Below are 19,374 nucleotides of genomic sequence, written 5' to 3'. Positions count from 1 at the left end.
CCTTGCAAGGGAGGCCGGCGGACGGGCTGCGCGCGGATGGGAAGCTCTGGTGAGCGAGAATGGTGAAGGTGGAGCTGGCGAAATAATCAGGCGCTTCGAGGGGAGTTTTCAGGATTGCGTGTCCGCTTCCAGCAGGTGTATATTTCTCGGCCATCGAGGTAACAACTATGCGAAAGATTCTGTGCGCGTTAGCGCTGTTAGCGTTTGCGACGCCGCTGCTGGCTAGTGATCCCTTCGTTGGGACATGGACGCTCAACTCGGCAAAGACAAAATATACGACCGGTACCGCACCAAAGAACGTAACACTTGTAATTGAGGAGCAGGGCGCCAGTCTTCAGGTGACTGGTACTGGCACGACCGGTGATGGCTCGCCGATATCGGTGAAATATACGGTTCCGGTCAAAGGCGGGGTAGGGAGCGTCATGGAGGGCGACTTCGACGGCGTCAGCTCAAAGGTGGTCAGCTCTCACAGTCGCGTCAATACCTTTACGAAAGCCGGAAAAGAGATCAGGACACGCCATGCCGTCGTTTCGGCAGACGGGAAGATGCTTTCGACCTCGGTCAAGGGAACTGGTGCGGACGGGAAGCCGGTGGCCGGGGAGGACGTTTACGACAAACAGTAGTTCTGGCGGTTGGGTGTTCCTGGATGGGTTCGCTGGGAATGCCCGACTTGTGCCGGGCTAATGGCGCGAAGTGGTCCAGTTGAACTCTGTGCCGGCGAGGATGGTGCGGCCTTGCAGGGGAACCTGGGGAATCTCCTGGTAGCCGGTGTTGCTCAGGTTCAGCAGGCGGAGGTAGGGGCGAATGTGGCCGGTGTTGCGCGAGAGTGCGACGTCCCAGAGCGGGTAGGCGGTGTGCTGGGTGCGTTGGACGATGTTGATTTGGGTGCGGGCGTTGATCTGGTGGCCGATTGCAGACGGCAGGATTCCGGGCAGGGTTCCATTCCAGGCGAAGATGGCGTTTTGTGCGGCGTAGTTGTAGGCGTACTCGGAGATGAGGTTGGCGGGGGGTGAGGCGGCGTGGGCGGCGGTGTAGCTGAACTGCAGGTTCTGGGTGGTGGTGAGGCGGAGGCGGAGGGTGGTCTCGGCTCCGGTGATGTTGAGGTTCTGGATGTTGACGGCCTGGTAGGGTTCGGCGAAGGTGAGGGTTGGCGTGGCGAGGGCTAGCTTCGAGTAGTCGATGGTGTCTTTTTGCTGGAGGCGGAAGGCGGTTGTGGTGAGGGTGAGGCGTCCGTTGTTTGGAGTCCAGTCGATGCCTGCTTCGTAGCTCCAGGAGGACTCGGGTTTGAGGTTGGGGTTGCCGATGGTGGTGGGGTCGGCGTAGTAGAGATCGACGTAGGTGGGGAGGCGGAAGCCGTGGCCGCCGGAGGTGCGGAGGCGCGTGGTGTGGGTGAGGGTGTAGGCGGCGGCGATGCTGGGGGAGAAGACGTTGCCGTTGCTGGAGAGGACTTCGTCGCGTGCTCCGATGGACAGGGAGAAGCGGGCTAGATACCGATTCGAAGGGGCGCGGAGGTTGAGGTTGGCGTAGCCTGCGCCCTGGTTGCGGGCGTGTTGACCGAGCGAGTTCGAGTGGATGGAGTCGCCGTTGGCTTCGAGGCCGTAAGAGAGGGTGGTGTTCGGGCTGAGGGTGTCGGCGCGGCGGAGCGCTGCTTCGTAGCTGGTGGTGATGTGGTTGTTCTCGTAGATCTGCGGCTGGTCGGCGAAGAGGACGAAGAGGTCGGAGTGGCGGCGGTAGCCGAAGCTGGCGGCGGTGCGTTGGCCGAGCTGCTGCTGGATGCTGGCGAACCAGCCTTTGGTGCGCTCCTGGGAGTCGTAGGGGCCGTAGAAGAGGTTGGCGCCGTAGGGGCGGTCGCTGGCGGCGAGGAGGATGTCGGTTGTGCCGGGTTTTAGCGTGAGCCAGGTCTCGGAGGCGAGGGCGTTCGACGAGTAGTTGCGGTCGGGGATGAAGCCGTCGGAGGTGTCGCGGCTGCCGGTGAGCTGCTCGGCGATGGGGCCGCGGGTGTAGGAGGCGCGGAGGTGCTGCTCGATGGAGTAGAAGCTGCCTGCTCCTGCGCTGGCTACGATGGCGAGGCCGGGGGCGGGCGGTTGGGTGAGAAGGTTGACGGCGCCGCCGATGGCGTCGGAGCCGTAAAACGTTGATCCCGATCCGTGGAGGATGTCGATTCTGGTGACGGCGTCGAGGGGGATGGGGAGGTCGAGGTTGAGGTGGCCGGTCTCGGGGTCGTTGATGCGGAGGCCGTTGAGGAGGATGAGGGACTGCTCGAAGGTGGTGCCGCGGAGGGAGAGGTCGGCCTGGACGCCGTTGGTTGCGCGGGCCTGCAGGTTGAGGGAGGGGTCCTGGCGGAGGAGGTCTACGACGCTGTTCGAGATGAGGGGCTGGTCGCGTGGCGAGAGGAGGTTGACGGAGCGGTCGCTCTCGGCGAGAGGGAGGGGTTCGAGGGTGGTGGTGACGGTGATGCTTTCGGCGATGGCAGGGATGGGTGCAGGCCTCTGCGGATTGGCGGTGGATGATGGAGGGGGTGGCTGCTGGGAGAGGGCTGTGCCGACGCAGAAGATTACAGGCAGTAGATTTCGCTTCACATATCTTTTTAATTGGTGCGCGGGCATGAGTCCATCATCGTCCTTGCGCGAGCGGAGTGAAAAGTAGTTTTGTCCTTGTCTAAACAATTGATCCGGTAAACCATATAAGCTGGTTGCGCTGCTTTTTGATTGATGTTGAGGAGATCAGGTGAGGATTGATGCGTTTTTGAGTCAGAGCCCTGTGGTGCAGACGATTCGTGCTGCTCGCCGGATGGAGTCTGCGGTCAATCAGGTTCTGCGGGGGCAAGGCGTCACTCTGTTCGAGTCGCTGGTGCTGGCGGCGATTCTCTTCGAAAGAACAGGGGAGATACAGCCGTCGCATCTGGCGGAGACGTTTCAAACGACTCGAGGCAATATAAGCCACTGCGTCTCGTCGCTGGAGGCGAAGGGGCTGGTTCGCAGAAAGATGGATGTGGAAGATGCGCGTGCGCTTCGGTTGGTGCTGTTGCCCGCGGGGCGCCGGCGGGCAGTCCGAGTGGCTGGGATTCTGGATGGGATGCAGAGGCGCTTCGAGGACAGGTTTGGGGCGGTGAAACTCGAGGGGATGATTGGGCAAATGGGTGCGGTGGAGGAGGTCTGCCGGAGCCTGGCCCGTACCGCAGACGGCGCAGAGTTGTGAGGTTGGATGGTGCGTTCGAAGGCTCGAAGCAGCTAGCTACCGGCTAGCAGCGAGGCCACTCTCCGCGTCGAACTGAGGGTTGACGTAGTCCCACTCCTCGGGATCATCCAGTCCAACCCTGAAGGACTCCAGTTTGAACTTTGTGTGATCGAGGAGATCCATCAACAATCTTAGAAGTGAAGGATTTTTTGTGACCAAGTCAAATTCGGTCACGTGGATGATAGGGCCCTGGGTAAAGCCGGCGAGATACTGCATCAGTTCGCTTGTGGTTTGCAGCTTATCGGGAAAGGTGGCGTAGTCGGTCGAGGCGGGCAGCTCCTGAATGCTGATGGTTTTGGCAGTTCCGTCGACGATACACTCCACAGGCGTCCACGCCTCGCTGAAGCCGAGAGGTCCGAATAGAACACGGAAGTTTGCATTGAGATGTTCCAGCTCTTTGGCGTGATCGGCTTTGATCTTGTCCAGAAGCCTGTTTCTCTCGGGACTATTGAAGGGCAGTTCATAGAGAGGGAAGAAAGCTTTGATGTCACGTTCGGCAATTTCGTGGAGGTTGCGGCAGAAGTCGGCACGCTGGCTGATCGCGGTGACGACGAGAGCCTTGTGGTTGTCGGGCACGATCCTCTCCTCGATGGTGAACGCGGAGACAAAACGGGTGTACGGCTGGGTAGGAAAGGTCTTTGCGAGAGCGAGGCACATGGTCTGCAGAAAGCCCTGCTTTGCGGCATCGCTGTCGCTGATGAGCGGGATCTTTTGCACGGAGAGAGGGCGCCACTGTGTCCGGCTCTTCAGCTTTGCATTTTGAACGATCTGCTGATCGATATGGACGGTGAAGTTTCCCATCACAACGCCGGGAGAGTGGGCTCCCAGGGTGGTGACGTCGCCCATCTTTACTTTTTCGATGGGCGCTGCGGGGCCGGCTGGCGCGGACGAGCCATAGTCTCCGCCGACAAACCCTGGGGAACCTGACCCCGCGGTGCGGATGTCGCCTATGGTCACGCTGCGGGATCTCCGGGCGGCGCTTCTGCTGACCAGGATGACGATAACCGCAGCAAGAAAAAGTCCGGCCGCAGCGATGCCGCCCTTGGTGAACTCCTGGCCGAAGATGGTGAACGCCACCTCGTTGCCGACGTGCTTCAGCGCCAGCACCGCACCGACGATAGCCAGGAGCGCAGCGATGAGGTATGCCCCAACAAGGGTCAGACGCCCATGATCCGATCTGTCCGGGTTTCTGTTTGGGTTTCCAGTCATATCTGACGGTCCCTCGCTCTTGTGGAAGATATTGGGAATGGTGTCAGGTGAAAGGCAAATTGGCAAATGCTTTTTTCTGAGGCCGCTTGTGATTTGCAGTCTTTCGGGCACTACGGGGACGCATCCAAGGGCTGGGTGCCTTCAGGGAGAAGGCAGCTATTCGCGGATGATTTTGACGAAGACGCCGTCGGGGAGGGTGGCGTTGCCGAGGATGTGGACGACGCCGTCCTTGGTGAAGCCGCGGAGCATGGTGTCGGCTTTGGCGTAGGGGTTGGGCGGGGCTTCGGCTTTGGTGGGGTAGGGGTTGGCTTTGATTGGGCTGGGTGCGCTGGACCCAGTGGCTGGACCGCGATGCATTCCGCGGTCCATGGCTTCGTTGGCGAGGCGGTCGGCGTCCTTGTTTTTGTGGCGGAGGGCGTGAGTGATCTCGAAGGCTTCGAGTTTGGCGATGCGGCTTCGGGCCTCATGCCAGAGGGGCTTCAGGTCGGGGGAGTTGACCTTGTACTTGCCCTGGATCTGCTTGACCATCAGCTCGGAGTCGGAGACGACGCGGAGGCGGGGGTGGTGGTGATCGAGGGCGTATTGCAGGCAGCCGAGGAGGCCGGAGTACTCGGCGTAGTTGTTGGTGCGGAGGCCAAGGAACTCGGAGAGCTCGGCGAGGACGTTGCCCTGGTCGTCCTGGATGAGCGCGCCGTAGCCGGAGGGGCCGGGGTTGCCGCGTGCTCCGCCGTCGCAGTGGGCGTTGATCCAATCGGTCTTTTTTGCGGCAGGCGGATTGGGTGTGGGGGCTTCGGAGAAGAGGCTTGGCGCGGCGGTCGGACGGGGAGGCATTGGGTGAGTTTACCGGATGGTGGGGCTCACGTGACTTAGGCGGGGGTCGATGGGGCGGGTCGATGGATTGAGATGGCTGGAACACGGCTGAGACAGGCAAACGAAATGCGGGGGTCTCTCCACTGCGGCGGCAAAGTGCGCCGCCCGTTCGACTTCGCTCAGGGTCGAGATGACGATGTTATTCCGGTTGGGTGAAGTAACAGCTACCCCTGCGGCGCGCCAAGTGGGCGGCTTGCGGTCGAGATGACGAGCGGTTAGTGGTCAAGTTTCGAAGTTACCCACTACCGACGAGTGTTATGGGATGGTTTGGGCTGCCCCTTTTGTGGTAGCTCTGGATGCTCACCTTTTGCAAGTTTGGGGGTCTATTGGGGTGTAGTTCGATTTCCTGACTCCGGAGTCAGAACGATGAATGCAGAGGTTGCTAGGTTGAATCCTGGCGGGGAGTTGTCTTCTCCGCTCGCTGTGGGGCTCCGAAAACGGCACGTCAGCCCGTTTGCCGCGGGATTATTAGGGGCAACAGCGGTAGAATCGTTGCCAGCGATGGCAAAGGCAGCGGCTCAACCAGGAACTAGGAACGGCGGCAAGCTGACGCAGGCGCAGCTGGATGCGCGGGCACAGCAGCGAACCGAAGACGACGAGCTGATTCGCGAGGCGCAGAAGGGCCAGCGAACGGCGTTCGACGCTCTGGTGCGGCGATATGACCAGTCTGTGCTTCGGCTGGCGCTGCATATGCTCGGCAATGAGCAGGATGCGCAGGACGTCCACCAGGAGGCCTTCATCAAGGCTTATCGCCACCTGGGGAACTTCCGGTTCGAGTGCAGCTTTTATACATGGCTTTACCGGATTGTCACAAACCTTTGCCTGGATCAGTTGAGAAGGCGAAAGAGCCGCAGGGAAGATCCGGCGACGGTGTTGGATGCCAGTGGCGATGAGATGGACCTGATGGCCAATATCACCGACGACCGGGCGATGGCGAACCCGGGGCGGGAGTTGGACCGGAAGGTGATGAGTGAGCGGATCGGCGAGGCTTTGAACAAGCTGACACCGCGCGAGCGAACGGTGTTCGAGCTGAAGCACTATCAGGGGCTGAAGCTGCGGACGATCGGGGAGATGTTGAGCACGACGGAAGAGACGGCTAAGAATACGCTGTTCCGGGCCACGCGAAAGCTGCGGGCTAATCTGGCGGAGCTTCGGTAGAAGCCGTGAGTAGTGAGTGCAGGCGGGTTGGGAATGATTTTATAAGGGCGCACGTAGAGCCCACGAAGAACAAGCAAAAATTTGAGGCTGGTTGAGGTAGGACAATGAAGTGTGAGAGCGCAAGAGACTGTATCGTTTTGTTGAACTACGGCGAGCTGCCCGATGAGCTGGCTGGGGGATTGGAACAACATCTGACCGAGTGCGAGGGTTGCCGCGCGGAGCTGGAGGCGTTCCAGATGTTCGAAGAGCGGTTGGCGTTGTTGCCCGTGCTGGAGCCTTCGCCGAATCTTCTGGCGCAGTCGCGGATGCGGCTCGACGACGAGCTGGATATGATCCCGCCGCATGGGTTTCTTACTCAACTAAGGACACATTTTTATCGCTGGCTGGGGCATGTGCAAGGCGCTCCGGCGTTGGCGACGCTGCTGCTGGGGGTGGGGTTCCTGGCAGGCAACTTTACGCTGCGCTATCAGGTGGCGCATGCGCCGAAGCCTCAGAAGCCGGTCGTTGTCACGGGTCCGGATGAAGGCGTGGATAAAGGCGTGATCGCCAATGTGACCGGGATCGTGCAGACGCCGAACTCGGAGCTGGTGCAGGTGAAGTACAACAGGGTGGTTCCCGAGACGATGGAGGGATCGCTGGACAGTCCGGAGATTCGGAACCTGTTGATGGTGGGGACACGTGCCGCCGGCGTGGATGGCGCGGATACAGTGCGGAAGGATTCGGTTGCGTTGCTGACGAACGAATGCAAGTCAGGGCATGCGTGCCAGCCGACTGCCGTAGACGGTAAAGAGATTCGCAATGCGCTGATGGTGTCGCTGCGATATGACCAGGATGCCGGGGTTCGCATGACGGCGCTCGAGGGGTTGCAGCGTTTTGTGGGACAGGATCAGCATGTGCGCGATGCGGTTCTCGAAGCCGTGATGCATGATTCGGATGCGCAGGTTCGGAAGACCGCGATTGGGTTGCTGGAGCCGGTGCAGTCGGACTCGAGTGTGCGGCAAGTGCTGCGAACGGTTTCAACGCAGGACGCAAATCCGTATATTCGGACGGCATCGTATAACGCGCTGCAGAGCTCCGCAGATATTCAGTAGACAGGGCAGGATAAGTGCGCTCCGTTGCCGAGTGCGAGAGTAGGTGCGGATGAGGGTAGGCCGATGAGATACCGCAGGTCGCTTGGGATTGTGGCGGGGGTTGTGGCGCTGATGGCTGGGACGACTGGTCTGCCGGGCGGGCATAGTTCGCTCGCGGCGCAGAGTATTCCTCTCTGGTCTGGGCTCTGGTCTGGGCGCACGGTGCTCGTGGGAGCGATGGGGGGCGGTTCGCACAAGTACGCGGCGCAGGGGTACCTCGGGGTGGACGCACGCGATGTAAGCGACGATCAGATTGGTTCTCTGCGGATGAAAGAGGCGCGTGGGGCGGAGATTGTGAGTCTGGATCATGATGGACCGGCCTGCAAGGCAGGGATGCGGATGCATGATGTGATCCTGCAGATGAACGGCCAGGCGATTGACGGCCAGGAGCAGTTGAAGCGGTTGCTGCGGGATCAGCCGGTAGGGCGGACGGTGAGCTTCGTGGTCAGCCGCGATGGGCAGACGATGACCATGACCATGCAGATGGCGGATCGGCGAACGGTCGGACAGCAGGCCTGGGACCAGCACTACACGGTTCCGGCTCCGGGGGATGGGCCTTCGGGGTCTGTGCGGGGCGGCAATAGTTTTATGGGCGCCTCGACGTCGTCCGGCACGGCAACGACTCCCAAGGGGCATCGGGAGATGCTGGCGATGAGTATGATTCTGAGTTCGTCTTACACAGGCGCTCAGCTTGAGGTGATGGGACCGCAACTTGCGGGTTTTTTTGGCGCGGAGGGTGGAGCGGGGCTGCTGGTGCGGAGCGTCGACAGCAACAGTCCGGCGGAGCAGGCTGGGATGAAGGCGGGAGATGTGGTGGTGCGGGTGAACTCGATCGCGGTTTCGAGTGGAACCGACTGGACCAAGACGATCCACGACAACCGGGGGCGGCCGGTGCCGGTGGTGGTGATTCGCGACAAGCAGGAACAGACGCTGACCCTGACGCCGGATACGAAGAAGCGCTCGTGCGTGATTCCAGGGTTTGGGCTGGAGGAGTTTTTTGGCGAGACGAGCCAATACACCCGCGAACTGCTGGCTAAATTGTAGGGCGAAGTGGGGTTCGGAGACTCGGCAGAGTTTTTTTAGCAGAGCTTTATTTGGGTGATAGGACGCGAGTTCTTTGGCAGGGAGCCGGGACATAGTTTTTGGTCTTTTCGCGCGGATTTGCCGGTCCTCTGGTCGGGGAAGAAGGAGATCGGCGCGCACTTCGATATACTTGAAGATGATATGTCTTCTGCTCCTACAACTGCCGTGGTGAATGGCAGCCGTCCGATGACTGCCAGGCGCCGCTGGAAGGCAGTGACGCGCAAGCTGCGTGAGCTGGGTTCGATCAGTTCGGCGGTGATGTCGACCGCGCATCCGTATATGGCGCACATTGTGCCGATGCGGCGATGCAACCTGGCGTGCACCTACTGCAATGAGTACGACGACCACTCGGACCCTGTGCCGCTGGAGGAGATGCTGCGACGCATCGACCATCTGGGGCGGCTGGGGACCTCGGTGATCACGATCTCGGGCGGCGAGCCGCTGCTGCATCCGGAACTGGACCAGATTATCGCTCGCATCCGGAAGACCGGCGCGATTGCCGGGATGATCACGAATGGCTATCTGCTGATGCCGGACAGGATTGAAAGGCTGAATAAGGCCGGGCTCGATCATATGCAGATCTCTATCGACAACGTGATGCCGGATGAGGTCTCGAAGAAGAGCCTGAAGGTGCTGGACAAGAAGCTGCAGATGCTGGCGGAGCACGCGGACTTTCACGTGAATATCAACTCGGTGGTTGGCGGCGGGATTGCGAATCCAAACGACGCGCTGACGGTGAGTGAGCGGGCGCTGGCGCTGGGGTTCAGCTCGACGATTGGGATCATTCACGATGGCAGCGGGCAGTTGAAGCCGTTGGGCGAGGCCGAGCGCACGGTCTGGGATAAGGTGCGTAACCTGACCCGGCGGAACTACTCGCGGTTCAATCACTTCCAGGAGGCGATCGCCAATGGGAAGACGAATGACTGGCGTTGCCGGGCGGGCGGGCGGTATCTGTATATCTGCGAGAACGGGTTGGTGCACTATTGCAGCCAGCAGCGTGGGTATCCGGGGGTGCCGCTGGCGCAGTATCAGACTGCCGATGTGAAGCGGGAGTTTTTGACGGAGAAGAGCTGCGCTCCGAGCTGCACGATCAGTTGTGTGCACCAGGTGAGCTACATCGACCACTGGCGCGCGCCGCAGACCTCGTCGGTGACGCCGGGCGCATCGGGGCATGGGGCTGACGCGGAGCTGGTACAGATTCGTTGATCGTGCGGGTGGAGTTGTTGGTGAGGTTGTAATCGACGCCGCATGGGAATTGCCCTCGTGCGTGAATTGGCGGATGCTGTTGGGATGATGTTTTCGAGCGGCTCTTCGCGGTTTGGGCTGGGTGGGGTTCTTCTTTGGCTGGCCTTGATGGTTGGGTTTAGTGTGCCTGCCGGAGGTCAGACTGGCGCAGCGGCTGGGCAGGATGTAACGCAGCGGCCTACGAGTACTCCTTACTCTGGCGACCTTTCCATCTTTGAGTATCCGGACCGCGATAAGAAGCTGCAGATCGATCGCGTGATGGACCTGCTTGGAATTGTCGCGGGGAAGAATGTTGCGGATATCGGTGCAGGCTCGGGGTGGTTTACGGTGCGTGCGTCACGCAGGGTAGGACCAACGGGCGTTGTGATTGCGGAGGATATTAATCCGTTGGCGGTCGAATACATCGGCAAGAGGGCGTTTAAGGAAGATCTGTCGAATGTGCGGACGGTGCTAGGGAGCCCGGACGATCCGCGGCTACCCTCGGGCAGCGTGGACGCGGTGCTGATGCTGAAGGTCTATCACGAGATCGCGCACCCTGTGTCGACGATGAAGGTGCTGCAAAAGGCTTTGCGGCCGGGGGCTAAGGTGGGGATCATCGACCGCAACGGCAACGGAGCTGATCATGGTTTGAACCACGAGGTCGTGGTGAAAGAGATGGAGCAGGCTGGGTACAAGCTGGTCGGGACCTATGACTTTACCAAGGCAGACGGGCAGGACTACTTCCTGATCTTCCAGGTTCGGTGAGACGACCTGACTCGGTGAAGCGGCGGGACCGGGGAAGCCGCGGAAGAGGGTACGGGTTACTTCGTGGGGTCGATGAGCCTGAGGCCGCTTGGATCGTCGCGTTTGTTGAGCGGTGTGTCGTCGGCGGTGACGAAGACCTCGAGGGTGGGGTTGACCCAGGCCTCGAAGAGATGACCGCCCACTGTGGTTCCGTCTTGTTTTCCCAGTACGACGTGGGTGTGAACGATCGGCCTGCCCTGGAAGGATGCGATGTCGCCGATCATGGAGAGGACCTCAACCTGCTCGTTGACAGGCAGCGGGTGGTAGAGTTTGCGATCTAAATCGAACCATGCGGTCAGGGCGCTGGAGACTGCTCCTATGCCGGTGAAGTGCGCGTCACCGACGTGGTATTGTTTGGCGAAGCCGGTCAGGCCGCTGACGACCTCGTCGCCTTTGCTGAAGATGACAGCGTAGGTGCGCTGACCCGTTTGCTGATTCACCAGCTTCACCTGCATGTGGGGTGCGAGGCCTGTCGGAACTGGTCGCGAGGGCTGAATGAACTCCGTAGAGCTTTGCTGGGCATTCGTTGTTGCGGCAACAGTCGTAAACAGGAGGCCCGAGAGTAGAAGCTGAGCCCTGGTCATGGGTCTACCGCTTCGCTGTCGTGGTCTTTGGCTTGGCCGCTGCGGGTGCCGGGTTCTCTGCGATTGCGGTGTCCAGCATGGCGTAGAGCTGGGTGACATCGTTGACCTCGACAAAGCCCTTGTGGGTGACGATGAAGATGGTCGGGGTCTTAGTGAGACCGACGCGCTCGCCGAGGGTCTGATCGGCGTGTACCTCGGCGGCGAAGAGACCGTTCGGATCGATGACGAACGGCATCACGCGGCCATGAGATTGGAAGTACTTTTGAGTGAAGGCGTTGAGATCTTCCTTTGAGGCGATGGAGATCTGGTTGGCGAAGACCGCGCGGCGATACTCTTCGGCGGCCTGGGGGGAGATCTTGTCCTGAATGTAGCGGGCGATCACGGCCGCATCGAAGCTCCAGACGTGCATCCGCAGAGGGAAGTCGTGGCGGAGAAGGGGGATCTTGTATTTCTCCACAGCCGCGTGGACGATAGGGAAGGCGTGGGAGCAGGCGGGGCACTCGAGGTCTTCAAACTCGTAGATGGCGACCTGGGATCCGGCGGGAGCACGGAGCATGGAGGTGTCTTTGAAACCCTGGGCAAGGGCCGGGATGGTGGCCGGAAGGGCGAGGAGCAGGGCTGCGGCGAGGACGATGCGGTTCATTGGTATAAGACGCATAGGATTATCTTTCGTATTTTAGCTGAGGGAGGGAGGCGAGGACCGTTTTCTCGCTATTTCTGCATCGAGAGGGGAGTGTGGCACTCTAATAAGAGAGCATGAAAGCCCTTACTGGAATTTCAAGAGAAGCGAAGATGCGGCTGTGGGCTGCGGTGTTGCCTGTGGCGCTGGCTTTATGCGTCCCCCTGGCGGTCGCGCAGACCCAAATTGCGCAGACCCAGAATGTTGATCTTCCGTCTGCGCCAATGCCGAATATCGTCAAACTGCCGGGCGGGGTGGTGGTCGAGCAGGGGACGCCTGGGGCGTTGCCGCTGAGCCTGGATGACGCAATCGCTCGTGGAGAGAAGCGCAACCTGCAGATGTTGCTGGTCATCCAGAACGAGCGGATAGTGCGCGGCCAGGTGTTGACGGTCGAAAATAGTCTGCTGCCGAGCCTGACCGCGAAGGGCCAGATCGAGGCACAGGAGGTTAATCTGGCGGCGCAGGGATTCAAGGCCTCCTCGCTGGAAGGATTTAACCTTCCGCCTGGGACCTTCAGCGAGATTGTCAAGGTGAATACGGCTTCGGCACGGTTGAGTTTGAATCAGCAGCTCTTCAATGTGCCTGCGTACTATCTGTACCGGTCGGCCCAGCAGGCGGCCAAGGTGGCGAATCTTACGACGCTGAATGAGTTGGGTGGGGTCACTCTCGCAGTGGGAACGCAGTATCTGCTGGCGCTGGCGGATGCTTCGCAGATTGCCAATGCGCAGGCTCTGGAGAAGGCTGACGAGGTGGCTTATCAGCAGGCGAAGGCCTCGCATGAGGCAGGCGTAGGGACGAATCTGGATGAGTTGCGCGCCAGGGTTCAACTGCAGACGCAGCAGCAGGCGCTGATCAACAATGAGAATGCGTTTGCAAAGGACAAGATTGCGTTGAACCGGCTGATCGGATTGCCGGCAGACCAGGAGATAACGCTGACCGATACGGCTCCTTATGCGGAGTTCGCGCAGCTGCCCTTGGAAGATGCGAAGAAGCTGGCGTATGAGCGGCGGAAGGATCTGCTGAGTCTGCAGGCCCAGCTTGAGGTTGCGGCAAAGGCGCGGAAGGCAGTGCGGGCGGAGCGTCTGCCGGTGGTGTCGTTCGATGGATACTACGGCGTGCTGGGTGAGATCGGTTCGCTCTACCACGGTGTGTTCGCGGCGACCGGCAAGGTGAGTGTGCCAGTGTTTCAGGAAGGGCAGCTTCGCGGCGAGCGTGAGGTAGCGGACGCGCAGGTTACGGGGCTGAGGCAGCAGATCGAGTCGTTGCGGGTGACGATCGAGCAGCAGATTCGCGCGGCGATGCTGGATGTTCAGTCGTCGAATGACTTGGTGAAGGTGGCGAAGAGCAACGTGGACCTCGCGACGCAGGAGTTGCAGGATGCGACGGACCGCTTCTCTGCCGGGGTGGATGATAATCTGCCGGTCGTGCAGGCGCAGGCGACGCTGGCCGCGGCGCAGAGCAGGCTGGTGGAGACGCTGTATCAATACAACCAGTCGAAGCTGCAACTGGCGCGGAATACCGGAGTCGTCGAGAGCCAGTACAAGGTTTACCTGGGCCGCTAGGACTATCTTAGGTGGTCCGATGATAGGATTCTCCGCATGATCCATGCGAAGCATTCCTCGCCGATGCGATTGGCAGCGTGGACCTTAGTTGGCAATCTGGTCATGGCGACCGCGGTGTTCTTCTTGGTCCTGCTTGCTCCGAAACTGTCGGCTGGAGTCACAGTTTTGCCGGAATGGGACTTTAGGTTATTCACTTTCGGCATACCGTTCCTAGTTGGACTTGCCATCGTCTTCCTGGTCGCGCAAAAGCTGCGTGACGGCACGAAGAAAGGTGTCTGGACCGATACGGAACTGGAGCCTTTGCGTCGACGGCTCCGAAACCCGGTGTGGGGTCTGGTATCGGTTGCGTTGGTCATCCTGGGCGTCGCCGTTGTTGTGACAGCTCGCGGATTCGATCATGCGAGCTTGTTCTGCTTCCTAATTATGCCCTTCCAGATTCTGTTGCAGATCGTACAGGCGGTTAGACCAGTTGAGAATTTGCGAGAACGAATCGATTGGAATAGTTCAGCGACGGTACGGTCGGATCATTGGGGCGAATCGCGCACCGGAACTGCGGACTGACCGCTGCGTAGGGGATCAAAACATGGCGAGAAGTCTGCGGTAGTTCCGACACGTTCGTAACGGAAGTGTGAAAACATAGGGCATGGCGGATGGTTCGGAACGAGTAGAGCTGGCGGTAGAGAAGGATTACCGCTCGGCATTCAAGTCACGGGACTTTCGGCTTTATCAGACGGCGCGGTTGATGGTGATTCTGGGGGCAGAAGCTCAATCGGTCGCAGTGGCATGGCAGGTGTATGCGATCACACACTCTGCGTTGGATCTTGGATATACGGGGCTCGCGCTCTTTCTGCCTGGGCTGTTCGTCATGTTGGCCGCAGGACATGCGGCGGATCGGTATGACCGGCGCAAGATTATTCTGCTCTGCTACGGGCTGCAGGCTTGTTGCACGGCTGTGCTGCTGTGGCTTTCCTTAAGCGCGACGGCGTTGGAGCATGGGCGAATCTGGCCGATCTATGCGGTGCTGGTGGGGATTGGGTTGGGCAGGGCGTTCAGCGGACCGGCGGCGAGCGCGATGCTGCCAAGCCTGGTGCCGAAGGAAGACTTCGTGAACGCGGTGACCTGGGGCGCGACGGTCTACCAGATTGCGAATATGTCGGGGCCCGCTGTGGGTGGTCTGTTGTTTACTCTGCCGCTGGCCGGTGTTGCGGCGATGTGCAATGGCGCGCCGCTCGTATACAGCTTTACGCTCCTGATGTTGCTGGGGTTCATCGTGCTGGTCAGCATGATTCGGACGAAGATGGTGACCACGGAGAAGAAAGCGTTCAGCATGAAGACAGTGCTGGCGGGGCTGGAGTATGTCTGGCGCGCGAAGCTGCTGTTGGGGTCGATCTCGCTGGATCTGTTTGCCGTGCTGCTGGGCGGCGCAACGGCGCTGCTGCCGATCTTTGCGACCGACATTCTGCATACTGGACCGCGTGGGCTTGGGTTGCTCAGGGCGATGCCATCGGTGGGCGCGCTCGCGGTTTCGCTGATGATGGTCGTGCGGCCGATCAAGCGCAAGGCCGGCTTGACGATGCTGGTGTGTGTTGGAATCTTCGGCGCGGCTACGGTTGTCTTCGGCTTGTCGAAGAGCATCTACCTTAGCGCGGCAGCTCTGGCGATCGTCGGTGCGAGTGACATGGTGAGTGTGGTGGTTCGGTCGAGCGTGCTGCAACTGGCGACGCCGCCTGAGATGCGTGGTCGCGTGAGTGCCGTGAACTGGCTGTTTATCGGAGCGTCGAATGAGTTTGGCGAGTTTGAAAGCGGCGTGACGGCGCACTGGTGGGGCGCGGTTCGGGCGGTGGTGATTGGAGGGATCGGGTCGATGCTGGTGACGGCCTCTGCTGCCGGGCTGTTTCCGCAGCTGCGCAATGCTGACGCTCTGACGGCGGAGGCTTTGATGAGAGCCAAGGAGCAGTTGAGTGTCGCAGAGCCGGTAGATTAGAGTGCAGTGGTTGCTATCTAAGGGGTAGGGGAGAGTCGATGGAGAACGGGGCTAAGGCGGCGATCGGTGCGACTGTGGTGCTGGTGCTGGCGGTGGGCATTCGGGTGGGGTTGATTTACCGGCAGCGAAATGCTCCGGATAACTCGGTGAAGGCGCCGGCACGCGAGGTGATTCCGGAAGACGATCTGGTTTTTCTGAAGAAGAAGCGGCCGGATACCCTGAAGGACATCAAGGATCTGGCTGGAACGACGGTCTGGGTTTCGGCTGGCGGACAGCTCGAATACTATCCTCTCGTTGGACATGCGGCGCAGTACGGCAAGGCTGCCGGGACGCTGTTGGGCGCGGAGCCGCTCGTGGTGAAGGACGCTATCGAGCAGGTGGCTCCGAAGGCTGCGACGTTTCGAATTCCGGGCGGCGACAAGCAGGTGTTGATGGTTTTTTCGCGGCCCGATGTCGCGGGAGATACGAAGGAATATGCTGTGCCGGTTGGGTATCGGCAGGCAGGCCAATACACCTTTTATACCGATGAGATTTTGTTCTATGACGATCCGCATGAGCTCTACAAACACTGGGGACCGGAGATCTGGAAGGCGGTGGATTCGCACCAGGTCATTCTCGGGATGAACGAGCGTCAGGTGGAGCTTGCGCTGGGACAGGTTAGCAAGAGTACGAGTAACGATTACGGAAACCGCATGGTGGTGTTTGCGAACCTTGGCAAACCGATGGCAGTCACGTTTGTGAAGAACAAAGTGACAGCGTTCCGGGCGGATCAGGGGTATTGATACTTAGCTTGGCAGTAGACGCAAAAGGGGGGAGCTCATTGCTCTCCCTTTTTTGCGATTCAGATAGTTCTAACTATTTCGCGATCAGCCGGTGTTGCGGAGGCCGGCGCTGATGCCGTTTATCGTTGCGGAGATGGCGCGGTCCAGCTCGGGAGAGTTGGACTCTTCTTTTGCCAGGGCGGCTCGCTTGCGTCGCATCAGCTCGACCTGTATCAGCGACATCGGATCGACATACGGATTGCGCAGCCGGATGGAACGCTCGAGAACCGGATTGGTCTCGAGGAGCGATCTTTGCTGGGTGATCTCGAGAATCATGCGGTGGGTCAGGTTGAACTCAGCTTCAAGCGTCGTGAAGACGCGGTCGCGAAGGGCTTCGTCTTCGACCAGGGATGCATAGAGGCGAGCGATGCCGAAGTCTGCCTTCGCAAGAGCCATCTCGACGTTGCGGATGATGTCGAGGAAGAGAGGGAAGTCGCGGGCCATGGTTTGGAGCTGCGCGAGGCCGTCGGGTTTGGATTGAATGAATTGATGAAGCGCGTGGCCGACGCCGAAGTAGGCAGGAACAAGCTGCCGCGACTGCATCCAGCCGAAGACCCATGGGATGGCGCGCAGATCGGCCATGGTTTTTTTGCCACTCCGTTTGGCGGGGCGTGAGCCCAGGCGGGCGTGTTCGAGCTCCGCGACGGGAGTGGACTGTTCGAAGTAGGTAAACGTGTCCGGGTTGTCGACGATGTGTTTGCGGTAGAACTCGTAGGAGGTGGCTGAAAGTTCGTTGAGCGTGGCCTCCCATGCGGGAAGGATCTCGCCGGTGAGGTGGGGAGTCTGGGCGCCACGCTGCAACGCTGCATCGGGGCGGGCCAGTGCGTCGAGGCTTGCTGCGATCATCAACTCGAGATTGCGCTCGGCGAGCACTACGTCGGAGTACTTCCAGTTGAGGACCTCGCCCTGCTCGGTGATGCGAAGTTCGCCGGTGAAGCTGTCGACGGGCTGAGCGAAGATGGCGCGGTGGGTTGGGCCGCCGCCGCGACCTACCGTACCGCCGCGACCGTGGAACAGCCGCAACGTCACATTGCACTCGCGGGCGACCTGGTGGAGCGCACGGTGGGCCTTCCATATCTCCCATGTGCTGGTGATCATGCCGCCATCCTTATTCGAGTCGGAGTAGCCGAGCATGACCTCCTGCTGGCGGTTCCAGCTTGCGAGCAGCGGCTTGTAGACATCGCTTGTCCAGAGCTTGCGCATGATGGCGGGGGCGTTCTGAAGATCCTCGATGGACTCAAAGAGCGGGACGGGCTGGAGGCCGGGATCGTCTATTCTTCCATCCGTGGTTGGGGCTGTGGCTTCAACTCTGACGCCGCCGAGACGCGCGAGCCAGATGACCTGAAGTACATCTTCCGCGCTGGTTGCGCCGCTGATGACGTACTGCCGGATGGACTCTGGTGAGTAGGTTTGCTTGAGCTCGGCTATGGCGCGAAAGGTGTCGAGGACCTCTGCGGTCTGATCGCTCAGCGCGGATGGGAGGTTGAGCGAGTCAGTCGAGTTGGAAGGGCACCATGCCGAGACCTCGGCAACGGCGGCGGCGTGGACGCGAGCGTGCTGGCGAATGTCCAGCGTCTGCAGGTGCAGGCCGTAGGTGCGAACCTCTATCAGCAGCGGGTCGATCAGCATCTCGGCGAGGCGCGGGCCGCTATTTTCAATCAGCGAATCGCGAAGGGTCGTGAGATCGGAGAGCATCTCGGCGGCGCGGGTGTAGGGCTTGAGCGCGGGGTTGGCCGGAACGGGAACCGCGGATTGCGGAGTTGCTCCCAGCCGCATCATGATGCAGGCGATGAGCAGCCGGATGGATTCGTGAGGGAAGCGCTCTCCGAGAGCACTCTGGCCGGCGGTGCGGAGTTGACTGAGGTAGCCGTCGAGCAACGCCCTTAGTTCTTTGGAGACGGGGACCTGGTGGGTCGAGCTTGCAAGCTGCTCGAAGATGTTTTGCAAACGGCGTCGATAGTGTGTCAACAAGAGAGCGCGAGCCATTGCGAGGGCGTCACGAGTTGCCTGGGGAGTGACGAAGGGATTGCCGTCGCGGTCGCCGCCGATCCAGGAGCCAAAGCGGATCAGCTGGGGTAGGTTGGCGATAGAGGATTGAGTTGCTGAAGACTTGTCATGGTTCGATTTATTTGTAACTGAATTAGAGCTTTTATCGTGGGGATATTCGGCTGCGAGCGCGGCGGCGACCTCAGAGTAGAGAACCGGAAGAGTGTCGAAGAGGCTCGACTCGTAGTAGTCGAGGGCCATGCGGATCTCGTCGAGTACGGTGGGGCGGGCGCTGCGTACGTCGTCGGTCTGCCAAAGTGCGGTGATCTCGGCCAGCAGATCGCGCTCAAGGGATTCCAGGTGAGGTTCGGGGACGGGAATGCGGTCGAGCTGTTCGAGCAGATCGGAGATGCGGCGGCGCTTGAACATGACGCTGCGGCGGGCGACCTCGGTGGGATGCGCCGTGAAGACCGGGGAGACGCAGATGCGAGTCAGCAGCGCGTGCACTTGTTCGGTGGTAAAGCCAGCCTGGCGGAGGCGGCGAAGAGTTCCGCGCAGATCGCCACGCTGAATGGAACCGGATGCGCTGGCGTTCTGATTGAGCTGCAGGGAGAGGCGCCGGCGCTTGCGATGGTTGGTCTCGGCGAGGTTGATGAGTTCGAAGTAGAAGCCGAAGGCGCGGGCCAACTGGTAGGCGGCGGGAAGGTCAAGCGTATGGACGCGGGCGAGCGCCTGCTGGAGATGGGCGGTGGCGGCGGCCTGGTCGGCAGCTCCGATCTGCGGGGCCTCCGCCTCGCGACGGGCGATTGCGATGCGGCGAAGCGCCTCGACAGCCTCGTAGAGCGGCTCGCCGGCCTGCTCGCGTAACACCTCTCCGAGCAGCATGCCGAGAGAGCGGACGTCGCGGCGCAGGGGAGCTTCTTTCAACTCACCAGTCGGAGCCTGTAGTTCGGCGAGGCGCTGGGGCCAGTCGGTTGGGGACCAGAGAGACGGCATGCTTTGATTATGCCTTGTGAGACGGGCCGAAGAATATTCGATGGGCT

General features: G+C 60.5%; 17 protein-coding genes. 11 read left to right on the top strand and 6 right to left on the bottom strand.

Going from position 1 to position 19,374, the window contains the following annotated elements; all coding sequences use genetic code 11:
• Nucleotides 1-167: 167 nt before the first annotated feature.
• Nucleotides 168-623, top strand: a complete 456-nt coding sequence (locus tag HDF09_RS09625) for a hypothetical protein (RefSeq protein WP_183765230.1) — start codon at nt 168-170, stop codon at nt 621-623.
• A 57-nt stretch (nt 624-680) separates the two neighbouring features.
• On the opposite strand, the gene HDF09_RS09620 is transcribed toward HDF09_RS09625, so the two are convergent.
• Nucleotides 681-2,579, bottom strand: coding sequence for a TonB-dependent receptor plug domain-containing protein (locus tag HDF09_RS09620; RefSeq protein WP_311719158.1), 1,899 nt, complete (start codon nt 2,577-2,579; stop codon nt 681-683).
• Nucleotides 2,580-2,727: 148 nt separating this feature from the next.
• Between HDF09_RS09620 and HDF09_RS09615 the strand changes: the two genes are divergently transcribed.
• Nucleotides 2,728-3,198 (top strand): MarR family winged helix-turn-helix transcriptional regulator, encoded by a 471-nt coding sequence (locus tag HDF09_RS09615; RefSeq protein ID WP_183765223.1) that lies wholly within the window; start codon nt 2,728-2,730, stop codon nt 3,196-3,198.
• 36 nt (nt 3,199-3,234) lie between these two features.
• Here the strand turns inward: HDF09_RS09615 and HDF09_RS09610 are convergent, their stop codons facing one another.
• On the bottom strand, nt 3,235-4,446 hold the full coding sequence (locus tag HDF09_RS09610) for a hypothetical protein (protein WP_183765220.1): 1,212 nt from the start codon (nt 4,444-4,446) through the stop codon (nt 3,235-3,237).
• Nucleotides 4,447-4,602: 156 nt separating this feature from the next.
• A complete protein-coding gene (locus HDF09_RS09605) occupies nt 4,603-5,277 on the bottom strand; it encodes a ribonuclease HI family protein (RefSeq protein ID WP_183765217.1) in 675 nt (224 codons plus the stop codon).
• 405 nt (nt 5,278-5,682) lie between these two features.
• On the opposite strand from HDF09_RS09605, the gene HDF09_RS09600 reads away from it, so the two are divergent.
• From HDF09_RS09600 to HDF09_RS09580, 5 genes are all read left to right on the top strand, one after another.
• Nucleotides 5,683-6,474 (top strand): RNA polymerase sigma factor, encoded by a 792-nt coding sequence (locus HDF09_RS09600; RefSeq protein WP_183765214.1) that lies wholly within the window; start codon nt 5,683-5,685, stop codon nt 6,472-6,474.
• Nucleotides 6,475-6,611: 137 nt separating this feature from the next.
• Nucleotides 6,612-7,565: a HEAT repeat domain-containing protein gene (locus HDF09_RS09595; RefSeq protein ID WP_260181049.1), complete on the top strand. Its 954-nt coding sequence runs from the start codon at nt 6,612-6,614 to the stop codon at nt 7,563-7,565.
• 63 nt (nt 7,566-7,628) lie between these two features.
• On the top strand, nt 7,629-8,648 hold the full coding sequence (locus HDF09_RS09590) for a PDZ domain-containing protein (protein WP_183765208.1): 1,020 nt from the start codon (nt 7,629-7,631) through the stop codon (nt 8,646-8,648).
• 180 nt (nt 8,649-8,828) lie between these two features.
• Nucleotides 8,829-9,893: a radical SAM protein gene (locus HDF09_RS09585; RefSeq protein ID WP_260181048.1), complete on the top strand. Its 1,065-nt coding sequence runs from the start codon at nt 8,829-8,831 to the stop codon at nt 9,891-9,893.
• A gap of 42 nt (nt 9,894-9,935) precedes the next feature.
• Complete coding sequence (locus tag HDF09_RS09580) at nt 9,936-10,676, top strand: class I SAM-dependent methyltransferase (RefSeq protein WP_260181047.1); 741 nt, start codon at nt 9,936-9,938, stop codon at nt 10,674-10,676.
• A 56-nt stretch (nt 10,677-10,732) separates the two neighbouring features.
• On the opposite strand, the gene HDF09_RS09575 is transcribed toward HDF09_RS09580, so the two are convergent.
• Together HDF09_RS09575 and HDF09_RS09570 are read right to left on the bottom strand one after the other, a co-directional pair.
• Entirely contained in the window at nt 10,733-11,299 is a 567-nt protein-coding gene (locus HDF09_RS09575; protein ID WP_221270085.1) for a PPC domain-containing DNA-binding protein, read from the bottom strand.
• 4 nt (nt 11,300-11,303) lie between these two features.
• Nucleotides 11,304-11,957, bottom strand: a complete 654-nt coding sequence (locus tag HDF09_RS09570) for a DsbA family protein (protein WP_260181046.1) — start codon at nt 11,955-11,957, stop codon at nt 11,304-11,306.
• A gap of 98 nt (nt 11,958-12,055) precedes the next feature.
• On the opposite strand from HDF09_RS09570, the gene HDF09_RS09565 reads away from it, so the two are divergent.
• The 4 genes from HDF09_RS09565 to HDF09_RS09550 all read left to right on the top strand — a co-directional run bounded on the left by HDF09_RS09565 (nt 12,056) and on the right by HDF09_RS09550 (nt 16,306).
• Complete coding sequence (locus HDF09_RS09565) at nt 12,056-13,540, top strand: TolC family protein (RefSeq protein WP_260181045.1); 1,485 nt, start codon at nt 12,056-12,058, stop codon at nt 13,538-13,540.
• A 36-nt stretch (nt 13,541-13,576) separates the two neighbouring features.
• Nucleotides 13,577-14,101 carry a hypothetical protein gene (locus tag HDF09_RS09560; RefSeq protein WP_183765205.1) on the top strand — a complete coding sequence of 175 codons (525 nt, stop codon included), beginning with the start codon at nt 13,577-13,579 and terminating at the stop codon, nt 14,099-14,101.
• An 82-nt stretch (nt 14,102-14,183) separates the two neighbouring features.
• Nucleotides 14,184-15,524, top strand: coding sequence for an MFS transporter (locus HDF09_RS09555; protein ID WP_183765202.1), 1,341 nt, complete (start codon nt 14,184-14,186; stop codon nt 15,522-15,524).
• A gap of 38 nt (nt 15,525-15,562) precedes the next feature.
• Nucleotides 15,563-16,306 carry a hypothetical protein gene (locus tag HDF09_RS09550; protein ID WP_183765199.1) on the top strand — a complete coding sequence of 248 codons (744 nt, stop codon included), beginning with the start codon at nt 15,563-15,565 and terminating at the stop codon, nt 16,304-16,306.
• Nucleotides 16,307-16,390: 84 nt separating this feature from the next.
• Here the strand turns inward: HDF09_RS09550 and ppc are convergent, their stop codons facing one another.
• Complete coding sequence (gene ppc, locus HDF09_RS09545; RefSeq protein WP_183765197.1) at nt 16,391-19,327, bottom strand: phosphoenolpyruvate carboxylase; 2,937 nt, start codon at nt 19,325-19,327, stop codon at nt 16,391-16,393.
• Between the last annotated feature and the right edge of the window lie 47 nt (nt 19,328-19,374).

Origin of the sequence: Edaphobacter lichenicola (assembly GCF_014201315.1) — a bacterium.
GTDB classification, from domain to species: Bacteria; Acidobacteriota; Terriglobia; order Terriglobales; family Acidobacteriaceae; genus Edaphobacter; species Edaphobacter lichenicola_B.
Note: the sequence above shows the minus strand (reverse complement) of the source record. Positions and strands in the feature narration are given on the sequence as shown.

What these genes read in the sequence shown, in the direction of transcription:
- ppc (WP_183765197.1), bottom strand. Translation starts at nt 19,327, where the DNA reads ATGCCGTCTCTCTGGTCCCCAACCGACTGGCCCCAGCGCCTCGCCGAA.
- HDF09_RS09555 (WP_183765202.1), top strand. Translation starts at nt 14,184, where the DNA reads ATGGCGGATGGTTCGGAACGAGTAGAGCTGGCGGTAGAGAAGGATTAC.
- HDF09_RS09585 (WP_260181048.1), top strand. Translation starts at nt 8,829, where the DNA reads ATGTCTTCTGCTCCTACAACTGCCGTGGTGAATGGCAGCCGTCCGATG.
- HDF09_RS09560 (WP_183765205.1), top strand. Translation starts at nt 13,577, where the DNA reads ATGATCCATGCGAAGCATTCCTCGCCGATGCGATTGGCAGCGTGGACC.
- HDF09_RS09600 (WP_183765214.1), top strand. Translation starts at nt 5,683, where the DNA reads ATGAATGCAGAGGTTGCTAGGTTGAATCCTGGCGGGGAGTTGTCTTCT.
- HDF09_RS09570 (WP_260181046.1), bottom strand. Translation starts at nt 11,957, where the DNA reads ATGCGTCTTATACCAATGAACCGCATCGTCCTCGCCGCAGCCCTGCTC.
- HDF09_RS09625 (WP_183765230.1), top strand. Translation starts at nt 168, where the DNA reads ATGCGAAAGATTCTGTGCGCGTTAGCGCTGTTAGCGTTTGCGACGCCG.
- HDF09_RS09605 (WP_183765217.1), bottom strand. Translation starts at nt 5,277, where the DNA reads ATGCCTCCCCGTCCGACCGCCGCGCCAAGCCTCTTCTCCGAAGCCCCC.
- HDF09_RS09580 (WP_260181047.1), top strand. Translation starts at nt 9,936, where the DNA reads ATGGGAATTGCCCTCGTGCGTGAATTGGCGGATGCTGTTGGGATGATG.
- HDF09_RS09575 (WP_221270085.1), bottom strand. Translation starts at nt 11,299, where the DNA reads ATGACCAGGGCTCAGCTTCTACTCTCGGGCCTCCTGTTTACGACTGTT.
- HDF09_RS09565 (WP_260181045.1), top strand. Translation starts at nt 12,056, where the DNA reads ATGAAAGCCCTTACTGGAATTTCAAGAGAAGCGAAGATGCGGCTGTGG.
- HDF09_RS09550 (WP_183765199.1), top strand. Translation starts at nt 15,563, where the DNA reads ATGGAGAACGGGGCTAAGGCGGCGATCGGTGCGACTGTGGTGCTGGTG.
- HDF09_RS09590 (WP_183765208.1), top strand. Translation starts at nt 7,629, where the DNA reads ATGAGATACCGCAGGTCGCTTGGGATTGTGGCGGGGGTTGTGGCGCTG.
- HDF09_RS09610 (WP_183765220.1), bottom strand. Translation starts at nt 4,446, where the DNA reads ATGACTGGAAACCCAAACAGAAACCCGGACAGATCGGATCATGGGCGT.